Here is an 18,278-nt window from a genome sequence, read left to right as displayed (position 1 = left end):
GCATACCGGGGGCATTGGGAACATCTGGCGCTGCGGGCGTGGACGGCATGACGTTGGGGACGCCAGCGGCCGGCGCGCGGGTCGAACCTGGCGCCGCAGACGGTGAGGCCACCTCGATGCGCTGCGGGGCACTCGCGTAGCAGTCCAGCGCCAGGCCAAAGGGGTTGCGCTCGGGGTCAACGTCCATGCGCACGACCTTCATCGCGTAGCGCACTAGCGCGCGCTTGACCTGCTCCGAGCCCAGATACTCGTCGGCGCTCACGTCCAGCGTGACGACCCAGTCGTTTGGCGACAAGGCGTGGACACGGCCGGTGGGATCATCGCCATAACCCCGGCCTGGAATTTCGTAGATGCCGCGCACCCGCTGACGCAGTTCGCCATTGCCACGTCGGAACTCGAAGTCCTGTTGCAGGAAGGATCGGCAGCTCGGCGTGAGGTAGGCCGCCAGCGCCTTGAGGTTGCGCGGGTAATCCTCCTCGCCGTTGGTGGGCCAGCGCTGCGCCTGCTGCCAGATGTAGAAGGTGAAGGCGTAGACGCTCTCGGGCGGCACTTCCCACCACTTGCGCGTGCTGCCCGAACGCAGGTCGGGGGGCACATGGATGGTCAGGCTGCGTGGTGCGCTCCACCAGCCCAGGCCCAGCAACAATGCCACGACGAACAATGCGCCCCCGGCGAGGCGCAGGGTCTTGACGTGGGCCTGCAGGTGCTGGACTTCATTCTTGAAGCGGCTCATTGGACAGCCCTCCTGTCACGATGTGACGTCTTCTCTGCGGGAGCCTGGGCCAACGCGGCGCGAATCGCGGGTCGCTGGCGCCGTGTAGTCCAGCAGCCCGAGCGGGTGACGAGCTGGCCACCGCCGAGATGGGCGGCCAGCCTCGGGTAGCGCAGCGCGAGGCGCCATTGAAGCTGGCGGTACAGCCAGGTGTCGGGCCGACCGCGCTTCATGCGGCGCAGCAGCCCGCCACCGACGAAAACGCCGATCCCGATACCGACCACGATCAGCGTGGGCACCATCGCGATGCTGTGGGTCAACCAGGCCAGCGGCACACCGAGTACGAGCCCGGCCGCAGCCGACAGGCCGGCGCAAATCCACAGCTCGTCGGCGGTGAGCCCGCGCACGACCACCGGCTGGCGGTTCAGGCGATGCGGCAGGAAGGTCACCAGCCCGTCGCGGGAAGCCTCCCGCGGGCTCTCGAAAGCGCCGGCCATCGTTGCCGGTCCTTACAGGACGCCGGTGGCCTTGGTCAGCAGCCAGATGCCGACCACGAGCAGGATGGCGCCCACGCCGACAGTGAGGCCGAACTGGCCCCACGTGGCCCGGCCGGTGTGGATTTCCGAATAGCGGGTGTAGGCGTGGTAGCAGACGCCGATGAACATCGAGGCCACGACCAGCAACGCGATCAGGAGCACGATGTCATAGCCGTAGTTCTGCAGCGTTTGCATGATGCCGCTGCCGGTGCCGCGCGAGGGGTCTTCCATGGTGGGCAGCGCGGCCCAGGAAGCGAGTGGCGTGGCTGCAAGGGCCAGCGGAGTGAGCAAGCCGGCGCGACGCACGGCGCGCGGCGTGGTGTGGGGAGTGGTCGAAGCGTTCATGGCGAGATACCTTTCGAGGTGGTGAGGTCAGGACAGGAGAAGAAAACTCAGTACCAGGTACATCGCCAGAAAGCGTGCGACGACCCCGAGGAACTGACGCTGAGACAGGCGCTGGTCGGCCCAGCCGACGTAGGCCGTGCGCATCGCCCACACACCCCACAGCAGCAGGACGGCGAAGACAAAGCCCAGGACGACGGTGGAGGCGTCCGCCGGGGCGAAGCCGCCGTTGGCCTGGAAGGCCGCGACTTGATCGGCGGAAGCCGTCATGGCGATGCCTCCGGCCGCACGGCGCGGGGTGCGTCATCAGGCACGGACTGCTGGTACTCGCCGCTCAGCGGCGCGGGATCGCGTGGCTGGGCTCGCTGCGGAACGAGGTAGTCCTGCAGGCCGGCCCGCACGCGCTGCAGGTCGGCACGCAGCCGTGCATAGTCGAAGTGATAGCGGGCTCGCTTGGCGCTGACCGCGGCCTGATCGGCTAGGTGGTTCGCCAGTCGATCAGCCAGTTCGATCTGGCGGGCCAGTGCGGCGAGTTGCTCGCGCTCGGGGGCGTCATCCGCGGCGCAAGCCGGACGAATCCCGGCAAGGGACAAGGCCAGTGCAAGCAGTGGCACGGCCGTCGCGCGGCGCCAGACGGATGTGCGGCGGCAGGTCGATTCCATCGTGCCATTCCTCGTTGAAGCCTCGGCGAGGCGAATGGCGTTGATGCTCCGACGCACGCACCGCGCGCGCCGCAATCAATCGGCATCGACGGGCTACCGCTTTCCGCGCGCCTGGGCCGCGGTAACGGTCGCTACAGGTACTTCTTGAAAGTGGCCGCCGCGATGTCCACCGCCCCGCCCAGCATCACGGCGCTCGGCAGCAGTACCAGCAGTGGATGCACGCTCACCGGCAACGCGAGGTAGATGACCCAGGGCAGCACGGCCAGCGGCATCAGCGCGGCCCGGGCGCGGTGATAGACGAAGCCCGATTCGCGTCCCGCGCCAAAACTGCGCACATCACGCCGCACCAGGCCATCGACCAGGCCGACGAAGGCGGCCAGCAGAAACAGAGGCAAGGTGAGTGTCAGCACCAGCAGTCGTACCAGGAAGACCAGCACCGTGTAGGCCGCGGCAATCAGGTAGCTCTCCACGTGCACGTAGATCAGGGCCATGTAGTAGCGGAAGTCGTGTGCGTGGTTCTGCGCGCCCGCGCGGGCCTGGTTGGCCGCATCGCGCATCCAGTCGAGCAGCCCGCTTTTGACGAACAGCCAGTCGTAGGCCAGCTCGATAAGGTGCTTGGCGCTGCGGCCCGGCTCCTGCACGATCACGCTGCGCGTGAAGCTCTCCGACACCAGCGCCAGTTCGTGATTGAGCATGGTCTGTGCGTGGTGCCAACCTTCCTCTGGCCAGAAGAAGTGCATGCCCACGCACTCGATGACGATGCACAGGAACAGCGATCCGCACAGCACTCCGAAGAAGCGAAACGGTAGCGTGAGCAAGCCGGCGAGCAGCCCCTGCTGGCGGACTTGCTGGCGTTGGGCGACATCGGCCGGATCGCTCATGCCTCAGCCCTCCCGTCCGCTCCTCTCTGGGCATCGGCCATCTGCTTGAAGTCCGCCAGCAGATCCTCGGGCAACGCCTGCTCCTGCAAGCCAGGCAGACCGTGGCTGTCCCACCAGTCGCCGGCTTCGACATAGTGCTGGCGCATGTAGCCAGCCAGTTCCTGCAGATCCTTGGGCATTACCTCGTCAGGATCGGGCGCAGGCAGTGGCATGCGCACCTTCCACAGGTGCCCGCCCTCGATCAGGGCGAAACACTGGCCCTTGGGCAGACCCACGATATGCGCCGGCTCGATCAAGGGCACGCTGGTGCTGCTGATGCGGTCCTGCGTGTTCGAGGTGAACGCGGTGGTTCCGGTCGGGTCCGAGCTATCGGTGGCACCGCTCATGACGGTGGTCGCGTAGACCTCCACCTTGGGCAGTTGCCGTGTCAGCAGTTCGGCCGTGGCGGTCTCGCGCACGCGCAGCATGAACAGGTTGTTGAAGTTGCCCACCACCTGTCCCGCCTTGGCCCGGTTGCCAATGCGGGCCTCGATGTCCGAGAGCGTCTGCGTGTAGGCCGTGACCTGGACACCGGCCCCGCCACCCTTGTTGACCATCGGAATGAACTCGTCACCCATCAGTTCGTTGAACTCGTCGGCGTGCACGTTGATCGGCACCTTCACACCGGTCGCGGCACCTGGAAGGCCGTCGTCGATGCCGAACTTGTAGATGTGGCCGGCGACCGAGACGAGATCACTGAACATCGAGTTGCCGACCGCCGCCGCCACTTCCGCGTCCGACAGTGCGTCCAGGCCGACGTAGACCACGGCCCGCTTCCTGATGATTTGCATCCAGTCGAAGATCGGCCGCGGATCGGACAAGTCGGAGTAGTTCGGCGCGAGCAGTTGCGCGATCTTGCCGGTGGTGAGCTTCTCCAGCAGCGGCAGCAGCGAAGCGACGATCTTGTCGAAGTACGTCCGGTCGTAACGCACCGCGCTACGCAGGCCGTCGAGCACCGGGTCGTAGATGCGTACCTGCGACAGGTACTGCTCCAGGGCGACGACGCGCTTCTCGCGCCCGACCATGTTGCGCGGGATGTTCTTGTCGTTGAGCCGGGCTTCGAGCTGGACGATGATCTCCCAGGCCTTGGGCTCGTTCTTGGCGAAGTAGTGCTGGGCGTATTCGATGAACAGTGCGTCGATGTTGATGACATGACGCTGGATCAACAGGTAGTCGGGACGCTGCCCCAGCTCGACCAACGCCCGCGCGATGATGTTGACGAATCGCCAGGCGAACTCACGAAACGCCGCGCTGTTGCCTTCACCCGAGAGCTGGCCCGCGATGCGCGTGGCGACTTCGCTGATGCGCCCGAAGCGTCCCACCGCGTTGTAGCGGGCGCTGATGTCCGGCCAGCCCAGGTGGAAAACGTAGAACTCGCCTTCGCGCCCGGCACGCTTGGCCTCGACGTACATGCGCTTCAGGAGATCGGCGTCGCCCTTGGGGTCGAAGACGATCACGACCTCATGCTGGCCCCCTACTTTGCGGCGAATGTCTTGGGTGATGAACAGCTCGGCCAGACGCGTCTTGCCGACGCGCGTGGTGCCCAGTACCAGCGAGTGACCGACGCGCTCGCCGAGGGGCAGCGTGACGTCGACCTCGCGCGGCTCGATGCCGTGCAAGCGTGGTAGCCCTCCCAACGGTGGCAGCGGCCGCACCGGGTTCAGTGGGCTGTCCCAGGCCAATGCCTTTGCGAGTTTGGACAGTGAATGCGGCGCGAATTCCAGCCGCGCCTCAAGATGCCGCGCGACCCTGTAGATCGCCGTGGGTTCAACGTAGCGGCGGAACTCCGGCCGGTAGGTCTGCATCAGCCGGTGTGTGTGGCGTTGATCCCACCGAAACCCCCGGCCAATGAACAACCGCTGTTGACTGACCGGCACATCCCGGCTGGTCATCACGTAGCGCGGCAGTCGGCGGATGTTGCGTCGATAGCGCAGGATGGCCGCGGCCTCGCGCAACCGGATCGCGCCGAAGGTGAGGAAGGCGAGCGCGCTGCCCAGCCCCAGCAAGGGACTCAGCGCGAGCGACCACGGGGCCACCAGGCACAGAAGTGCGGCGCCCGCACAGACCGCGACGGTGTATAGCTCCACGGCTGGCCGCAGTAAGACCTCAACGGCTTGTGGCTGGGCCATGGCGAGCGCTTCACGTCACGGTTCAATGCCGGTGGAGGTGATCAGCACCGGGTAATGCCGTAGGCCCAGGCGCTGGGCCAGGTCGTCGCCCGAGGCAGGCGACAGCATCAGACCCGGCACGAGGTGGCGCAGCGCGGCCAATGCCTCGGGTGAGGCCACGTTGACCACCAAGCCGACAGCGTGCAGTTGCTGCAAAGTCGCGCGCCGCTGTTTGAGCCAGGCGCGCGAGCGGTCGTCGTCGCCGACCAGGAACAGCGGCGTCAGGCCTGGTGCGCGGATCACGCGCCGCGGTTCCTCGCCGGGGGGCAGCCGCATCGAACGCACCGGCAGCATAACTGCTTCGGCATCGGCTGGGCCGCCAATACGCGGCGCTGGCTGGGATGCGGAAGGCTGACCGGGCGGCGCGTCCTGCGGATTCAAAGGCCGGTAGTACGGCAGCGCCGAAGTGCCGCCCTTGTCCTCGACCACGATCAGCGGCGGGGAACCATTCTTGGCTGCGGGGCGGCGCTCCTGCGCGTGGGCCATCGTGGTCAGCAGCGCCGCAGCGGCGGCGGCAACAAGGGTGCGGTTCATGGCATGGAACTCCTGGCAACGGGAAGTGAGGCGCCTGATCCGAGCACGCGAGTCAGGTGCTGGTGGACGCTGCGGCGATAGCGGGCAGCCGGCGCCCCGCCCGCGGGGCGGTGATAGCGGCCGATGGCGACCAGCCAGTCCTCGCCGGGAGTGTGCTGCTCCTGCAGGATTTCCGTGGCGATGGCGAGGTTGCGGTAGGGGTCGAGCAGATCGCAGGGATGCCCGTAGCGGTGTGCGTGATAACCGAGGTTGACCTGACCGAGGCCAGCGTCGATGCGGTTGGCCGGCGCGCGGGCGAGTGCCCGGCGGATGCCAGCGCAGGCCTCAGCCCGTGTCGCATAGCGTTCGGCCCGGCCGGCGACGTTGAGCGTCCACGGCCAAGGGATCAGATGGCCGCGTAGCCGCGCGCCGCTCTCTTGCAGCGCCACCGCGTACAGCACCGGAGACGGCACGCCCGCCTGTCGCGCAGCAAGCTGGTAGGCGGGAGGTGGCACTTCCAGGGCAAAAGCGAAGGCTGAGCAGGCATAGAGCCCCACGACCATGGCCGCGTGGCCCGCGCGGCGAGCCCAAGTCGGTGCCGTTACTGCCGCTGCCATTGGCCGTTGACCTCGCGCACCACGGCGGGTAGGTCGCCGGGCAGGCCGAGCGACAGCCAGCGCCCGGCGTCATGGTTGAGCGTGATGGCGCGCGAGCGGACGCGGCCGGCGTCGATGCCGGCCTGCGTCGCCCACTGGCGGATGCGGGCGTCTTCCTGGCGGCTGCCGACCATGTAGAGGTCGAAGGCGGTTCCGGCCGCCTGCAACTGGCGCACGCGCTGTTCGCACAGCGGGCACTCAGCCTTCACGAAGACGGCCAGTCGGCCCGAACCCTTGTTGCCGACACCCGGCGCCTTCGCGCCCGGCATGTTCACGCGCTGCTGGCCGAGATAGAGCCGCTTCCAGGCCGCGTCGTAGGCCCGCTGGTAGGCCAGCGTCTTGCCCACACGCTTCGATTCCGCCTGCACCTGCAGCTCCGCATAGCGGTTGCGTTCCTCGTCGCTGCGCGCCTCGATGCCAAGCGCCGTGAGCGGATCAAGGTTCGGGGAATAGATGCCCAGCGGCCCCTGCATCAGCTGGCGGTAGCGTGCCCACTCCTCGGGGCGCAGGCCCCAATCGCGGGCCAGGCGCTCGTCCAGCGCGGCGTCGTTGCTGTTCTGCACCTGGGCAGGAACGGTGCGCGAGGACGCGATCGGGGCCGATTGCGCCGAGGCTGTGCCTGCGGTGCCTGCAACGAAAGCAAGGGTGGCGGCGAAGCAGATCACGGGGTGCTTCATGGCCAGCTCCTACGGCAGCGCGATGCGCTGGGTCTGGCCGTCCACGCTGAACACGGCGGCGCGTGCCTCGATCGCCAGCAGACGCCACGCACCCACGGCATCGCCTTCGCGCAGCAGCCGAACGTCCAGCACCGACGATGGCTTGGGTGCCGCCACCGACAGGAAGCGCTCGCCACCGCGCAGTTCCACCCCCACGACGTTGAACGGCGGTTCGGGCACCTTGGGCTTGGCCGGCTCGGCGGTACGACGGGGCGCCGCGGAAGACGCGGCGGTTCTCTTCATGCGGGCTTCGATGTCGGCCACGCGCGCTTGCAGCGCCTGCAGTTCGCCGGCATGGGCGTCGGTGGCCCGGGCCTGCTCCACCAGCGCCAGGCGTTCATCCAGCGCCTTGCGGGCAGCCTCGAAATCGGGCTCGGTGACGGGCTTTGGCTGGCTTTTGGAGACCGCCGCCTGCTGTTCGAGTTCGGCGACGCGCGTGTTGAGCGCCTGCACGTGCGCATCCTGGGCGCTGGCCTGGCTCTGCTCGATCAGGCGCGACAAGCCCACGCTGTTGACTACGGCCAAGATGCTCACGAGCAGCAGCCAGACCGCCGCTGCGATCTTCAACCAGCGCGTGCGGCCAACGTTCTCGTCGGGAAGCTGCGGTAGGGTCATGGCTGGGTCTCCGGGGGCACTTTGGGATTGGCGGGGTCAGCGGCTGGCGCGCTCGATGCCGGCGTTGCGGCAACGGGGCTTGTGCTCGACGCACGGATGGCCGTCACGCGTGTGAAGCACACCGCACGCGCAGCGTCATCGACGGACAGCTCCCAAGCCGGCCCGGCGAGCGCCAGCAAGGCATCGCGCAGCGGCAGCGGCCCGAGCCGCAGATGCGCCGCCGGCAGCGGCAGCGTGAACAGCGATGCGGCGTCCGGCGCGTCGCAAAGGCGGTAGCCGGTGCGCAGCAGCACGTGTCGCAAGGCATCGCCGACGCCCGCGTCCAGGGTCGGCGGAATCGAAATCTCGATCACTTGGCGCAGCAGGTCGCGCTGCGCCGGTTCCGGCACCATCTCGACCAGGGTGTAGCGGCCGTAGCGGGCCACCGGGATGAGGCTCGGCTCGGGCTCTGGAGAGATGGTTCTGACGAACACTGCAGGCTCGGGAGGCGAGTCATCGGCAGTCAGGATGCTCGCCGCGTCTGTCGCGGCGCAGCCGGTGATGAGCACGCAGCCGGCCAACATGGCAGGCACGGCCAGGCGATGAGCGACGCAGATGAGTGGTTGCATGGGGCAAGTCCCTGGAACACGGAGCCCTCACCATCGCCGCCGCGAAGCGTTCGGGCAGCAAACAAAGGGAACTGGCAGGCGCCCGACTTCATGGCCTGCCATCGATGCGCAGGAAAAAGAAGCCGGCGCCCCGAAGGGCAGCCGGCTTGGGTTGGCGGATCAGGCCGCGACGAGCTGCCGGGCCAGTGCCACCTCGACGGAGTCCCCGTCCTGGTTCAGCACATCCAGTCCCGATTCAGGCACGTCTCCCGAGGTGCTCTGCGAGACCATGATCTTCCTGGCCATCAGCCCCAGGCAGGTCATCTGCGAGGAAGCCGCGTAGCCGAGATAGATGACGCGAACCGGCTGCTTCTGGCCAATGCGCCAGGAGCGCCGGGCCGCCTGCTGCAGGCTGTAGACGTTGTAGCCCGACTGCATGAAAACGATCGTCGGAAACTCCAACAGGTCGAGACCCGTCTTGACCAGCTCCGGGTTCGTGATGAGCACGTCGATGCCGCGGTCCAACTGCTCGGCAATCCAGTCCTCGCGACGGCTGGCATCCACGCTTGCGCGCAACACCGCCACCTTGAAGCCTTCCTGCTCCAGCAGCACCTTCAAACGCGACGTGGTGTCGCGCGTGCCGGTGTAGACCGAATAGACCAGCGTCTTGCGACCCGCAGCTTTCTCCTGCTTACAGATCTCGATCAGCTCGCGCTCCTTGGGCATCACCTCCAGCTCGTTGAACTGAGCTGGAACGAAGGCCAAGGTCTGGCGCGTGCGCGGGTGCACCACCGTCTCCGACCGGAAGCAGCAATCCGGCCAGGCCAGCAGCACGTTGAGGACCACGCCAAGCAGCGTCGTGTCGCGCTTGGCCAGCGCCTGTTTCAGCGCCGAGGTCAGACGAAACGACAGGTCGCGATAGGCCGCGGCTTGCGCCGTGTCCATCGCCACCTCGCGGAACTCCTCGTCGTAGGACGGCAGCACATTGCCGCCGATATCCTTCAACTTCAGGAAGACCGTGAACGGCAGGACGCAACGCAGCACGCCCTTCGGACCGAAGCCCGGCGCCTTGACCGTGCGCACCGAGACCTTGGTGCCCTTGGCCGTCTTGTGCGCCGTGCCGGTGCTCTCGGAATAGATGTCCTTGAGGATGCCGTGATCGCGCATGAACGCCATGGCCGCCGAGGTCATGCTGCCGCTCTTGGTCGGGCGGTAGCCGTCTTCGATCATTCGCCCCGGCAGGGCTCTGAACAGCAGGTGGAACAGGTCGTCGCCGTAGCCGCCCATCAGCGTGCCGGTAAGCAGCAAGGTCTTGCGAGCCTTCGCCGCCAGCACGCCCATGGCCTGGCCCTGGGCACTGCCGCCGTTCTTGTACTCGTGCGCCTCGTCGGCGATGAGCAGGTCGAACGTGCCTTGCGGCAGGTGGCGTTTGACGAACTCGGACGGCTGATAGCCGCCCTCACCGAAGCCGAACTCCATGTTCGCCATCGCCCGCTCCATGCGGTGCGCCTGGCGATCCGAGAACACCAGCTCGCCGTTGGCATCCATGAGGTTGATGAACTCGTGGATGTTGTCGCCGAGCATGGACGCCAGGAACGAGTCGCCGAACTTCTTCATCAGCTTCTGCGCCGTGACTTCCCCGATGGTCGGGATGCGCTGCAAGGCTTTGAAGACGGCCGTTGACTGGTCGCTGGCGGACAGGCTCCGTGGTCGCATCAGCGTCCACAGCGGTGCGCCGCAGTGGCTGCACCGGCGGCGGTAGTCCTCGGCTTCGAGTTCGACCGGGTTGATCGGCTCGCCGTCAAGGTTGGTGATGACCTGGCCGCAGTCTGGGCATGCGCCCACTTCGCCGTGCTTCGTGCGCCGCACGTTGAAGACGGGCTTCCAGTGGAAACCCATGCGCATGCGGACGCGCCCGAGCACATAGAACTCCTGGCCGCGCACCGGTACGCCCAACTGCTCGCGCAGCTTGATGAGCTTGAACAGCGTGTCCGGGCCATTGAGCACCCAGACCTTCGCGCCGGCCACCGTCTCCTGGATTTCACGGCGCCACTTGTAGACCAGGTGCGGCGGAGAGAGCACCAGCGTGCGGCGGTAGCCTTCGGCGTGCAGCACGGCCGCCGTGGCGATGCCAACGGTGGTCTTGCCGCAGCCCATCTCGCCATTGACGATCGCAGCGCGTTCGCCGCGGTCGGCCAACAGCTCGGTGACGGCATGCACCACCTCGGCTTGCGCGCCGAACAGCTTGCGCTTGAGACTGGCCAGCACGAGCTGGCGATGCGGCCGGGCCTGGCCGGTGTAGACGGGAGGGTTGGCGCGGTTGAGCGAGTCCAGCAGCTCGTCGCCGAATTCGGCAACGAAATCCTGAAGGCTCATCGCCAGAGGAGAGGCAACCGCTTCGAGCAGGTCGCCCTGAACGGGCGCGCCATCGGTGGCGGGAACAACGTCGGTATCGAGGGACATGGTGATGCTCCAAGGAAATGGGGCATGCACCTCCCCTGCGGGGCGATGGCATGCCCCGAGGTGGGAAGAAAGAACGGCACGAGGCCGCGGTCGATGAAGATCAGTATTCGCTGGGCAGCAGCAGCGTGGTCACGCTGCGATCCCATTCGGTGATGATCCAGAGCTTCAGGTCAGGCGCGACCTGGTAGGACGAGAACAACCGATCCTCGCCAGAACGCAGCGCGGCGTCGTTCTGGCGCCGGTCGCTGTCGTCGAGGTCACCCCAATCGCCATTGAGATGGCGGCACAGGTACGGAGTCGGATTGAGCCGGCCTTGCTGGACCAGCGCATCGATGCCGCAGGTCATGACCAGGTGCCCAGGGGCAAAGCGTGCTTGCGACGCCACGTTGAGAACTGCGAGTGTCATGGTTTTCTCCTTCAGGAAAATGAGAGGGCCACGGCACCCGGCGGGGCAACATGACCCCGGTGGGTGGATGAAAGGGACGGCGAACCGTCTGGGAAGAACGATCAGCGAATGGTCAACACCTCGCCGCAGGTCGACGAGCCCGGCGTCATGTCCCAGGCACGGATGACCGGCACGAACTTGTCGGTCAGGATGCGCGTCTCGGCCACGGAGCCGTCGTCGCGCTCGGTGTATTCCGTCTGCAAGGTCTTCTCCTTGTGGGTGTCGCCCTTGACGACGAGCACACGGCCCGTCTTGGACTTCACCACGCCGGAGATCGCGCCTGCGGCCAAGGCCAGAGCGAGATGCCAGTGAGACAAGGCCCGCGCCGGAGGCCGCAGCGACTGCTGCGCGGCACCCAGGTGCGTGTCGAGCGTCGGCCAGAGCCCTTGCAGCCGGCCGACTTCATCGGCGAATTGCTCGGGCTCCATCGTCACGCGGTAGAAATGCTCCGGCTCGGCCGGGCTGGCAGGCACCGTGTACGGCAGGAACGGCCATTCGCTTGGCAGTTCCTCCGCTTCGGCATCGCCTTGCCCGATCTGCAGCAGCAGCGCGCGCGTGGCCTTCACCGAATCCGATGCCTGGTCGCGCAGGCGAACCTTGCGACCGAAGATCACGACCTGCTTGAACTGCGCTTCCACTGCGCGGTAGATGCGCAGCTCGGCGAAGTGCCGGGTCAGCCAGCCGACCAGCTCGGCGTCGAGCACGTAGTGCGGAACGATGTAGACCAGCACGCCGCCGTACTGCAGCAGCGGGAGCGCCTTCTGATAGAACAGCTTCTCCAACCTGGCACGGCCCTGGCCCTGGTAGCCGACGTTGCCGTTGGCATCCTTGGCCAGGTCTCCATACGGCGGGTTAAGCCACAGTAGGCCGAAGCTCTGCCGGCTGATCAGCGTGTCCATTAGGTCGCCGTGGATGCAGCGATCGACCAGTTGCCGGGCATGGCGCGCGCGCTCGGCGTCGTACTCGACGGCGAAGGCCTGGACCCGTCCGCGCCCGAGGGCGTGGGCGGCTTCGGCGATCGCCACGCCTTCGCCGGCGCAGGGATCGAGGATGCACAGCGGCCCGGCCGAGGAATCGGGGGGCGCCAATGCGGCGAGTGCTCTTTCGAGCGTGGGTTCATCCGTGGGGAAGTACCCGTTCTTCACGAAGTTGCGGGCAAGCCGCGGGAACATGAGGGCCATAGGAGTCTCCTGGCAGTAGATGAATTGAAGGGCTGCGGACACGCGGGGCGCGCGTGTCCGGTGCAAGAACCTCAAGCCACCGCTTCAAGCGGTTGTGCCGAAGGGATGCGGCTGGCGGACGTGTCGGCGACGAGCGCGCCGCTGCGGATCAGGCCACCCAGCACCTGAGTCAGCGTCGGCACGTCGATGGCGAGCCGGTGGCCTTCTAGCGGCCCGAGGGCGAACGGCAGACGCGTCAGCATCGACTTCGCCTGCAGCAGTTCCAGCACGGGTTCGCGCCAGGGATCGAGAAGCGGCAGCGGGCAGGTATCCCGCACCAGCTTCCACAGCCGGTCGAGCCGGTGTGTGGAATCGCGAGGCAGGAGCGCCAGCGCGCTGGCGTTGGCCTTGTCGGGCTTGACGCAGCGCCGATCGAACAGCCAGATGTTGGTCAGCGAGCCGAACAGCGTGCGCCGATAGGCGCGTGCGCTGCGCTTGTCCAGGTTCTCGACGTTACCGACGAAGACCGGGACGCTCGCGCCCTGCTCGGTGATGATGTGGAACTGATCCAGTCCCTGTTCGTCCCGGCCCAGGGTGAGGCGGGCCAGGAATTCCTGGACGGCGGTGTCGCGCGCCCAGAGGGAGATGAAGACCAGGTTGCCGTTCTCGTCACCGACGACGCCATCGGCCATCAGGTCGGGGCACTCGTCGATGCGATAGAGCGTCTTGGGGGAAGAAGGTGCAGGCATGGTGATGTCCTCGAAGTGAGCGGAGACAGCACCACCCGCGAGGGCAATCACTGCCCCTGGGGGATGGAAGAGAACGCGGTAAGCGTCGTGGCGAAGAATCAGACCGTGCGTCGCAACGCACCGTAGCCTTGAAGGTCTGGGCTACCTGGGCATGTTGTCGGCAACGCCGACGGACATGGGCCATAGCCTGCGCCAAGAGGTGCGTGCCGCGTGAGCCGAAAACCGACCTGGCACGCAACCCTGTTTTCCTTGACGCTTGCGCCGCCGGCAAAGAAAAAGCGGATCGTGCCGCGAGGACACGATCCGCTTTTCGGTCAGGCTTTGAGCTGACGCAGGCCATCCGCGAGCAGCCACAGCGCCCGGTTGAGCCGGACGTTCTGGTCGATGCCCTGGACGGGTCGCGTGCGCTGCTGGCGCCCGTTGGCGGCGCGGCCGTTCAGGCCGCCCTTGACCAGGTTTTCCTGGACCCGGTTGAAGACCGACCACAGATCGGCGCGGTTGTCGTCGAAACGGCGGGGCCGCAGGATCTGGGTCTCGGTAATGGGCAAGGCCTTGCCCGAATCGTCGTACTTCAAGGTCAGCGCCGACCTGGCGAAGACTTCGGCCTCGCCGTTGTCCAGCGTAATGCCCCGCATGGCGTCGCGCGAGTCCTGCACGCGCTCGAAGCCGTGCAGCACCTCGTAGGCGCCTTCGATCACGTGATCGGTGACGTTGCCCTTATGGGGCACCCGCACGTCGGCGAAGGTATCGCCGCACACCAGGCCGTTGTGGCAGACGAAGCGGAACATGCCCGCGAGCATCTGGTAGCTGCTGCTGCCGTCGTGCGAGTTGAGCAGGATGATCTCGTTCGCCTCGGCGCCGTTGATCTGGCTGGCGTGGCGAAGGCGCAGCATGTGCTTGGTGTAGTCGCGGCGATCCTCGTGTCGCACGCGGGTCTGGCACACCATGAACGGCTGGAAACCCTCCTTGCGAAGTTCGGTCAGCACAGCCGCCGTGGGGATGTAGCTGTACCGTTCGGATCGGCTTTCGTGCGGGTTGTCCGCGAAGATGGACGGGACCACGGTGCGAATCTGATCGTCCGACAGCGGATGGTCGGCGCGCAGCACCGGGGAACGAGAAGCGAAGCGGGATGCGAGTTGCATGATGATCTCCTTGCGGAATGGAGCAATCGGCATCCAGCGGCCGAGGCCGGATGCGCGCGATTGCGTGGGACGAAGAAAAGCCCTGCTGAACAGGGCCTGGGGAAAGGGATGAAGCAGCGCGCGCTGCGTGAAGGCCGGCCTACGGAGTCGGAGCCGGCTCCCACCCGCGGGTCTGCGGGTTGAAGCACAGTGCTTCCTGGCCTTTGGTGATCGGCGTGAAGCCTTCTAGAAAGACGTGGCGCAGGTACAGCGTGCGGTAGGTCAATGCCTGCCACGCCTGTTCTTCGCTGAGGCCGTTGGCGATGAAGTGCTCGCGCAGCTCGTCGTCGTCGGAAACCTCGTTGTTGGCCAACTGGTCTTCGACGAAGCGCAGCAGCTCGGTCGGCAAGGACGACAGGATGGTGTCCATGTGCGCCTCACTCGGTGACTGCACCGGCGGCCGCGTTGTACGTCGGCCGCTGCTGGTGGAAGGCATGCACCCGTGCGCGCCAGGTGGCGCACCGCTGAGGCGCCATGTCGAGATAGCGCAGCGGGCACGAGTAGTAGTACGGGTGCTCGGCCTCGACCAGGGATTTGTAGCCCCATTCGCGGCCCTCGCTTTCCAGCAGATGGCAGCCGATCAAGGTGGCCGACTCTTCGGGTGCGAGACCCAGGATGCCGGCCTGCTTGGCGGTGACGCGCACCACCGTCCAGAGCACGTTGCCGACCAGCGTGTGGTCGATGACCTCATTGCGCGACCGCTCGGTTTCCTCTGTCGCGGTCAGCTCGCGGATCAACTGATCGCGCGTCATACGAACAAATGTCCAGCCCATGGAATGACTCCTGTGAGAAAGGGCCGGAGTCCTCCCGCCAGGGAAGGAACCCCGGCGGGTGGTGGAAAGCCGCAGGAACGCGGCGTGGAACGGCGGTCGGATCAGACCCTGGCGAGGTGCCAGTCCTGGGACAGCGGAGCGAACTCGTAGCCCAGGTCGCCGAGGCGGTCGCGCTGCTGACGCAGCACGCGCCGATCCACGGTGGCATCGAGCTTGACGACGTCGCCCAGCGGCCAGAGTGCGCCGAACAGCGCCGCGTCGTCGCCGTCTTCCTCATGGGCCGAAGCCTCGGCAGACGCAGCAGCCGGTTCGCTGCCGAACGGCGTGGTGTCGACCAGCGGGTCGCGCGAACTGCGTGCCTTCTTCCGGCCGGCCGCCTTGGGGGCGGTCGTCGGCGTCGGCGTAGCGGTCTGCGCTTCCTCGTCGATCGGATCGACTTCCTGCGGACTCAGCCGGCTGGCATCGTCACGGCTCAGGGCATCGATGGCTGACAAGGTCATCCCGCCCAGCAGGGCGCGAATCTCGATGACCATGCGGCCGTTGGCGGTGTATGTGGACGGGCGAATCTCCGCGATGGCGAAATCGCCCTCGTACTTGCCTTCGGCGTACTGGTCGAGTTCGGCGTTCTTCACGACGAACTCGCCGATGGAGGTCGCGAGGCGGCCGACGTTGAAGTCGCCGTTGCGGCCGTGGATAGTCTTGATGGCCAGTTGGCCGGGAATGGTGATCATGAAGAACTCCTGCGGACGAAGCTGCGATCACGCATGCGGCCGTCACGAAGACGGTCACATACGCACGCGAGTGAGATGAAGACAAGACCCCGGGGGAAATGGGGCCTTGCGGATCAGAACGACTCGGCAACTTCCAATGCGGGAGCATCGGCAGTGGCTTCATCGGCAGCTTCGGCGGCGGGCTCGGACGCTGCGGCTTGCGGTTCAGCGGAAGTCGCGGGGACATCCGTGTCGCGCACGTCGCGTTCGTCGCGGTCATCGGTCGGCTTGGGCTCGGCCTTGTAGACGAGCTTGCCGTCGACCTTGATCCAACTGACGAACAGCAGGCGGGCCTTGAGGCTCACCCCCTGCTCGCCGGCACGCTTGCCCTTGGAGTAGGTGAAGGTGTCGGTCCACAGGTCACCCAGGCGGAAGCCGATCATCACCTTCTTCTCGGCATCGACCGCTTGGATGCAGCGGCGCACTAGGTGCTGCGCTTCTGAGCCAGAGACGCGCGTGTCGAAACGCACGTAGGCAACGTCATCGCTGGGGCCGTTGAGCGCCGCGATGTCGCAGGCCAGGAAGGTATCGCCTTTCTTGGGCTTCACTTCGCGGATGCGATTGAGGTACCCGAGGCCGGTGATGTGCAGGTCGAAGAAGGACTTGTCGGTGGAAGTGGTCATGGTGAATCTCCTGAGAACAAAGAGGCGGAGACACACCCGACCCAAGGCGGGGAAGGTGTGGAACCCCCGCGTGGGTTGAAGGGACAGCTTGGGTGGCATCACCATCGGGAGAACCGATGGCCGTTCGCGCTTGGATGCCGGAGCGAACTGGTTGATCAGCGCGGTCGGAACCGCGTCGCAGCCTTGAAGATCGAGACTGCCTGGGCATGCTGCTGACGGGTGTCAGCGGAACATGGCGACAGCGTGGCGCCGGACGCGCGCCCGCGCGAGCGGCAATCGGCACCGGCGGCTGTCCGCATTGGCGACCTGTGCCAGGCTCGTCGCTACGGCGCCTCCCACAGCAGCTTGGGCATGCGCAGCGCCTCGGGGGTGTCCTGCCGCGGCCGGCGCGCACGGTTCCAGTTCCCACCACCGCGCTGTCCGACCAGGCGCCAGCCGGCCGCCCGCAGGCTGGCGCCGCCCTCGGCTGGCAGCGTGTAGGTGATGAGACGTATGTAGCCCAACGCGCGTGCCGCGCGGTCGGCGGCCGCATAGAGCTTGCTGCAGGCGTTGGGCGTGCCATCGGTGCGCAGCCGCGTGACTTCGAGCATCCAGCCGTCATCGAGGTGCCGGGCCACCGGGCGGCCCACGATCACCACGCCGACGATGCGGCTTGGCACCGCATCGCCGTCGGTCAGCGCGACCGCCAGGCTGAACTTGCCGCCCTGCACAGGCCGGTGATGCCGGTGGTGTTCCAGCACGAAGGCGTTGGCCACACGCAGCGACAGTGGCATCACGTTGAGACGCGACGATACGGCCCGCGCTTCAATCGCCGCAGAAACAAGCGATGGATTCTTCGACGGCATCGAACAGGTCGCGCTGGTCGGCCGCGAAGCGCGCCAGGTCGGCGTAGCTCGGGCCATCGTTGCGGAAACGCGCGCCACTCGGGCGGCTGGCGAGGTTCAGCGATTCCATGCGTACCCACCACACGGCCGCCTCCGGCCTGGCCTTGATGAGCGCCAGGCGCTAGCCGCGGGGTTTGAGAAAACACAGGTCGCAGTTGCCTTCGAGCGTGCGCCCGTTGACCGTCAGCAGGTCCAGATCGAAGGGCTGCGCCTGCCAGAAGGCGGACACGTCGCGCACGGTCACGCCGGCCTCGGCCAGCGGCATGCACATCGTCTCGTGGGTGGATTCGATGGAGTGGCCGCGCGCCCTGATCTTGGCGACCCGGCGCTGTTCGTCGGCGCGGATACCGATGAACTGGTCCCAATCGGTCCAGCCCTGCTGCCGCAGGAAGCGGTGCATCGGCCTGATCTTGAGCAATGTCGTGCACCCTCTCGCCACGCGGTTGGGCAGGTACTGCCGCTTGCGGATCAGCATCTCGAAGGGCCCGCCCGCGCGGCTGGCGGTGTCGAAGTCCACCACCACGAAGCCCGGTTCCGCTGGCCGGTACTCCAACCAATGAATGGGCACCTGTCAGTGTTCGGCGCAGTCGCGTACGAAGCGCAAGGTGGCGTCCACTTCCTTGCCCGTATTGGCGAAGCACACCACGACATCCGCGGGCAGGCCGCCATGGGCGTGCAGCACGCGCCAGAGCATGTACGCGCTGGTGCGACCGCCGCTGAAACTGATGCAGGTCGGTTGCTCGATCTTGAACGGGTCTCGCATGCGTGCGTCTCCAGGCGGTGGCGCCGGCGATGGCCGGCGT

24 protein-coding genes and 1 pseudogene are annotated in these 18,278 nt (G+C 66.7%); all 25 read right to left on the bottom strand.

Annotated elements, in window-relative coordinates:
• Positions 1–34: 34 nt before the first annotated feature.
• Positions 35–733, bottom strand: a pseudogene (locus tag ACUXH0_RS17105) (PFL_4703 family integrating conjugative element protein); the annotation flags it as partial.
• The gene (locus ACUXH0_RS17100) at positions 730–1,209 is read right to left on the bottom strand and encodes a TIGR03750 family conjugal transfer protein (RefSeq protein WP_182594368.1); all 480 of its coding nucleotides are present in this window, start codon (positions 1,207–1,209) and stop codon (positions 730–732) included. The gene ACUXH0_RS17100 and the pseudogene ACUXH0_RS17105, both read right to left, overlap by 4 nt.
• Positions 1,210–1,221: 12 nt before the next feature.
• A complete protein-coding gene (locus ACUXH0_RS17095; protein ID WP_182594367.1) occupies positions 1,222–1,593 on the bottom strand; it encodes a TIGR03745 family integrating conjugative element membrane protein in 372 nt (123 codons plus the stop codon).
• Positions 1,594–1,620: 27 nt separating this feature from the next.
• A complete protein-coding gene (locus tag ACUXH0_RS17090) occupies positions 1,621–1,860 on the bottom strand; it encodes a TIGR03758 family integrating conjugative element protein (protein ID WP_182594366.1) in 240 nt (79 codons plus the stop codon).
• Positions 1,857–2,252 (bottom strand): integrative conjugative element protein, RAQPRD family, encoded by a 396-nt coding sequence (locus ACUXH0_RS17085; protein WP_182594365.1) that lies wholly within the window; start codon positions 2,250–2,252, stop codon positions 1,857–1,859. Before ACUXH0_RS17085 ends, ACUXH0_RS17090 begins: the two co-directional genes overlap by 4 nt.
• 131 nt (positions 2,253–2,383) lie before the next feature.
• Positions 2,384–3,133, bottom strand: a complete 750-nt coding sequence (locus tag ACUXH0_RS17080) for a TIGR03747 family integrating conjugative element membrane protein (protein ID WP_182594364.1) — start codon at positions 3,131–3,133, stop codon at positions 2,384–2,386.
• Positions 3,130–5,301 carry a type IV conjugative transfer system coupling protein TraD gene (gene traD, locus ACUXH0_RS17075; protein WP_182594363.1) on the bottom strand — a complete coding sequence of 724 codons (2,172 nt, stop codon included), beginning with the start codon at positions 5,299–5,301 and terminating at the stop codon, positions 3,130–3,132. The genes ACUXH0_RS17080 and traD overlap by 4 nt, the downstream gene beginning before the upstream one ends.
• 15 nt (positions 5,302–5,316) lie before the next feature.
• Positions 5,317–5,874 carry an integrating conjugative element protein gene (locus ACUXH0_RS17070; protein ID WP_182594362.1) on the bottom strand — a complete coding sequence of 186 codons (558 nt, stop codon included), beginning with the start codon at positions 5,872–5,874 and terminating at the stop codon, positions 5,317–5,319.
• Positions 5,871–6,416, bottom strand: coding sequence for a lysozyme family protein (locus ACUXH0_RS17065; protein WP_232357179.1), 546 nt, complete (start codon positions 6,414–6,416; stop codon positions 5,871–5,873). Before ACUXH0_RS17065 ends, ACUXH0_RS17070 begins: the two co-directional genes overlap by 4 nt.
• A gap of 38 nt (positions 6,417–6,454) precedes the next feature.
• Entirely contained in the window at positions 6,455–7,186 is a 732-nt protein-coding gene (locus ACUXH0_RS17060) for a TIGR03759 family integrating conjugative element protein (RefSeq protein ID WP_220485465.1), read from the bottom strand.
• Positions 7,187–7,195: 9 nt separating this feature from the next.
• Entirely contained in the window at positions 7,196–7,840 is a 645-nt protein-coding gene (locus tag ACUXH0_RS17055) for a hypothetical protein (RefSeq protein ID WP_182594360.1), read from the bottom strand.
• Positions 7,837–8,448: a PFGI-1 class ICE element type IV pilus protein PilL2 gene (gene pilL2 / locus ACUXH0_RS17050; RefSeq protein ID WP_182594359.1), complete on the bottom strand. Its 612-nt coding sequence runs from the start codon at positions 8,446–8,448 to the stop codon at positions 7,837–7,839. The genes ACUXH0_RS17055 and pilL2 overlap by 4 nt, the downstream gene beginning before the upstream one ends.
• A gap of 159 nt (positions 8,449–8,607) precedes the next feature.
• On the bottom strand, positions 8,608–10,890 hold the full coding sequence (locus tag ACUXH0_RS17045; protein WP_182594358.1) for a helicase-related protein: 2,283 nt from the start codon (positions 10,888–10,890) through the stop codon (positions 8,608–8,610).
• A gap of 100 nt (positions 10,891–10,990) precedes the next feature.
• Positions 10,991–11,296, bottom strand: coding sequence for a hypothetical protein (locus tag ACUXH0_RS17040; RefSeq protein ID WP_182594357.1), 306 nt, complete (start codon positions 11,294–11,296; stop codon positions 10,991–10,993).
• Positions 11,297–11,397: 101 nt separating this feature from the next.
• Positions 11,398–12,516, bottom strand: coding sequence for a DUF6094 domain-containing protein (locus ACUXH0_RS17035; protein ID WP_182594356.1), 1,119 nt, complete (start codon positions 12,514–12,516; stop codon positions 11,398–11,400).
• A gap of 71 nt (positions 12,517–12,587) precedes the next feature.
• On the bottom strand, positions 12,588–13,244 hold the full coding sequence (locus tag ACUXH0_RS17030) for a hypothetical protein (RefSeq protein ID WP_182594355.1): 657 nt from the start codon (positions 13,242–13,244) through the stop codon (positions 12,588–12,590).
• Positions 13,245–13,558: 314 nt separating this feature from the next.
• Entirely contained in the window at positions 13,559–14,386 is an 828-nt protein-coding gene (locus ACUXH0_RS17025) for a DUF932 domain-containing protein (protein WP_182594354.1), read from the bottom strand.
• Positions 14,387–14,525: 139 nt separating this feature from the next.
• Entirely contained in the window at positions 14,526–14,795 is a 270-nt protein-coding gene (locus tag ACUXH0_RS17020) for a hypothetical protein (RefSeq protein ID WP_182594353.1), read from the bottom strand.
• Positions 14,796–14,802: 7 nt separating this feature from the next.
• Positions 14,803–15,198, bottom strand: a complete 396-nt coding sequence (locus ACUXH0_RS17015) for a hypothetical protein (protein ID WP_182594352.1) — start codon at positions 15,196–15,198, stop codon at positions 14,803–14,805.
• Between the two features lie 101 nt (positions 15,199–15,299).
• Positions 15,300–15,929 (bottom strand): DUF3275 family protein, encoded by a 630-nt coding sequence (locus ACUXH0_RS17010; protein WP_182594351.1) that lies wholly within the window; start codon positions 15,927–15,929, stop codon positions 15,300–15,302.
• Positions 15,930–16,042: 113 nt separating this feature from the next.
• Entirely contained in the window at positions 16,043–16,591 is a 549-nt protein-coding gene (locus ACUXH0_RS17005) for an STY4534 family ICE replication protein (protein WP_182594350.1), read from the bottom strand.
• A gap of 323 nt (positions 16,592–16,914) precedes the next feature.
• Complete coding sequence (locus ACUXH0_RS17000; RefSeq protein WP_182594445.1) at positions 16,915–17,364, bottom strand: XF1762 family protein; 450 nt, start codon at positions 17,362–17,364, stop codon at positions 16,915–16,917.
• 31 nt (positions 17,365–17,395) lie between these two features.
• A complete protein-coding gene (locus ACUXH0_RS16995) occupies positions 17,396–17,545 on the bottom strand; it encodes a hypothetical protein (RefSeq protein ID WP_232357181.1) in 150 nt (49 codons plus the stop codon).
• 51 nt (positions 17,546–17,596) lie between these two features.
• Positions 17,597–17,998 carry a hypothetical protein gene (locus tag ACUXH0_RS16990; RefSeq protein WP_232357182.1) on the bottom strand — a complete coding sequence of 134 codons (402 nt, stop codon included), beginning with the start codon at positions 17,996–17,998 and terminating at the stop codon, positions 17,597–17,599.
• A 48-nt stretch (positions 17,999–18,046) separates the two neighbouring features.
• Positions 18,047–18,238 (bottom strand): hypothetical protein, encoded by a 192-nt coding sequence (locus ACUXH0_RS16985; protein ID WP_232357183.1) that lies wholly within the window; start codon positions 18,236–18,238, stop codon positions 18,047–18,049.
• Between the last annotated feature and the right edge of the window lie 40 nt (positions 18,239–18,278).

The organism is Ralstonia sp. 110700041-2, from assembly GCF_056280165.1.
The sequence above is the reverse complement of the archived record's forward strand: the minus strand, read 5'-3'. Positions and strand labels throughout refer to the sequence as shown.

Coding starts and splice junctions, on each gene's coding strand:
- pilL2 (WP_182594359.1), bottom strand. CDS start 8,448: ATGCAACCACTCATCTGCGTCGCTCATCGCCTGGCCGTGCCTGCCATG.
- ACUXH0_RS17060 (WP_220485465.1), bottom strand. CDS start 7,186: ATGAAGCACCCCGTGATCTGCTTCGCCGCCACCCTTGCTTTCGTTGCA.
- traD (WP_182594363.1), bottom strand. CDS start 5,301: ATGGCCCAGCCACAAGCCGTTGAGGTCTTACTGCGGCCAGCCGTGGAG.
- ACUXH0_RS17035 (WP_182594356.1), bottom strand. CDS start 12,516: ATGGCCCTCATGTTCCCGCGGCTTGCCCGCAACTTCGTGAAGAACGGG.
- ACUXH0_RS17025 (WP_182594354.1), bottom strand. CDS start 14,386: ATGCAACTCGCATCCCGCTTCGCTTCTCGTTCCCCGGTGCTGCGCGCC.
- ACUXH0_RS17095 (WP_182594367.1), bottom strand. CDS start 1,593: ATGAACGCTTCGACCACTCCCCACACCACGCCGCGCGCCGTGCGTCGC.
- ACUXH0_RS17100 (WP_182594368.1), bottom strand. CDS start 1,209: ATGGCCGGCGCTTTCGAGAGCCCGCGGGAGGCTTCCCGCGACGGGCTG.
- ACUXH0_RS17040 (WP_182594357.1), bottom strand. CDS start 11,296: ATGACACTCGCAGTTCTCAACGTGGCGTCGCAAGCACGCTTTGCCCCT.
- ACUXH0_RS17005 (WP_182594350.1), bottom strand. CDS start 16,591: ATGACCACTTCCACCGACAAGTCCTTCTTCGACCTGCACATCACCGGC.
- ACUXH0_RS17000 (WP_182594445.1), bottom strand. CDS start 17,364: ATGCCACTGTCGCTGCGTGTGGCCAACGCCTTCGTGCTGGAACACCAC.
- ACUXH0_RS17085 (WP_182594365.1), bottom strand. CDS start 2,252: ATGGAATCGACCTGCCGCCGCACATCCGTCTGGCGCCGCGCGACGGCC.
- ACUXH0_RS17020 (WP_182594353.1), bottom strand. CDS start 14,795: ATGGACACCATCCTGTCGTCCTTGCCGACCGAGCTGCTGCGCTTCGTC.
- ACUXH0_RS17065 (WP_232357179.1), bottom strand. CDS start 6,416: ATGGTCGTGGGGCTCTATGCCTGCTCAGCCTTCGCTTTTGCCCTGGAA.
- ACUXH0_RS17045 (WP_182594358.1), bottom strand. CDS start 10,890: ATGTCCCTCGATACCGACGTTGTTCCCGCCACCGATGGCGCGCCCGTT.
- ACUXH0_RS17015 (WP_182594352.1), bottom strand. CDS start 15,198: ATGGGCTGGACATTTGTTCGTATGACGCGCGATCAGTTGATCCGCGAG.
- ACUXH0_RS17055 (WP_182594360.1), bottom strand. CDS start 7,840: ATGACCCTACCGCAGCTTCCCGACGAGAACGTTGGCCGCACGCGCTGG.
- ACUXH0_RS16985 (WP_232357183.1), bottom strand. CDS start 18,238: ATGCGAGACCCGTTCAAGATCGAGCAACCGACCTGCATCAGTTTCAGC.
- ACUXH0_RS17070 (WP_182594362.1), bottom strand. CDS start 5,874: ATGAACCGCACCCTTGTTGCCGCCGCCGCTGCGGCGCTGCTGACCACG.
- ACUXH0_RS16995 (WP_232357181.1), bottom strand. CDS start 17,545: ATGGAATCGCTGAACCTCGCCAGCCGCCCGAGTGGCGCGCGTTTCCGC.
- ACUXH0_RS17030 (WP_182594355.1), bottom strand. CDS start 13,244: ATGCCTGCACCTTCTTCCCCCAAGACGCTCTATCGCATCGACGAGTGC.
- ACUXH0_RS17080 (WP_182594364.1), bottom strand. CDS start 3,133: ATGAGCGATCCGGCCGATGTCGCCCAACGCCAGCAAGTCCGCCAGCAG.
- ACUXH0_RS17090 (WP_182594366.1), bottom strand. CDS start 1,860: ATGACGGCTTCCGCCGATCAAGTCGCGGCCTTCCAGGCCAACGGCGGC.
- ACUXH0_RS17010 (WP_182594351.1), bottom strand. CDS start 15,929: ATGATCACCATTCCCGGCCAACTGGCCATCAAGACTATCCACGGCCGC.